The organism is Mesobacillus boroniphilus JCM 21738 (assembly GCF_000517385.1).
Lineage (GTDB): Bacteria > Bacillota > Bacilli > Bacillales > Cytobacillaceae > Mesobacillus > Mesobacillus boroniphilus.
The window spans coordinates 1-857 of record NZ_BAUW01000228.1 but is presented as its reverse complement, the minus strand read 5'-3'; the positions used below and the strand labels follow the sequence as shown (position 1 = coordinate 857).

Sequence of the window (857 nt, the reverse complement as noted above, 5' to 3'; positions counted from 1 at the left end):
GGACACAATCCGGATGTTATTAATACCTTATCGGATAGCGAGAGAGAAGCGAGAGAAGCATCCATTGCCTCTTTAAGTAATCATGTGAATCAAAGTGTCATTGAACTGTCAGAAGAAGCAGATGAGGTGCGAAAGACTTCAGAAAATGAGCGTAATGCTATTGTTTCCATTAAAGAAAATTTCGAACAAGATAGCAAAAGATTAATAAGTGAAAGCAAACAAAGGATAAATGAACTAGAAGAATTGTATACGGAAAAATTAAGATTGTCGCACCAGCAGAATATTGGAGCCAAACAAGAAAAGGCTATTGGAAAACAGGGGCTCTTTGGATAGTGGCATCGTTAGTTGCAACTGTTGTATTTCTTGTTGTAATTAATAACCTGATTATTGACTTGCAAGCTACTACTTCTGCTACTAGCAGCACCTTTACATTTGATACGATTAAATACGGAATTTTACTAACTGTTTTTATATCCATCGGTGTTTTCATAATAAATTTCTTTATCAAACTAGCTACAAGTGCTTTCCATTTATCTAGAGATGCAAATGAACGAATGCAGCTGACACATTTATACTTAGCTCTGATTAATGAGAATGCTATCACTACAGAGGAACGAAGTATTGTCTTGCAGGCTCTCTTTAGCAGAGCGGATACTGGCCTTTTAAAAGGAGATAGCTCCCCTACTATTCCTGATAGTGGATTAATCGGACAGTTACTAAAGGCAAACGGCAAATAATATGAGACAGTTGGACATTCCGAGACTACTTTAATTAATTTCCAATTAGATGAAAAGAATTTCAGTGGTCTCGGAATGTACTGCCATCCCCATGAATTACATAATTTCATTCTTACGGGA

General features: G+C 36.5%; 2 protein-coding genes. Both read left to right on the top strand.

The genetic code is table 11. The features are described 5' to 3' along the window. The coding region (locus JCM21738_RS24650; RefSeq protein WP_159101445.1) for a hypothetical protein at positions 1-333 on the top strand (333 nt) is incomplete at its 5' end. Next, complete coding sequence (locus JCM21738_RS21935; protein WP_369385789.1) at positions 243-737, top strand: DUF6161 domain-containing protein; 495 nt, start codon at positions 243-245, stop codon at positions 735-737. The genes JCM21738_RS24650 and JCM21738_RS21935, both read left to right, overlap by 91 nt. The last annotated feature ends 120 nt before the right edge of the window (positions 738-857 follow it).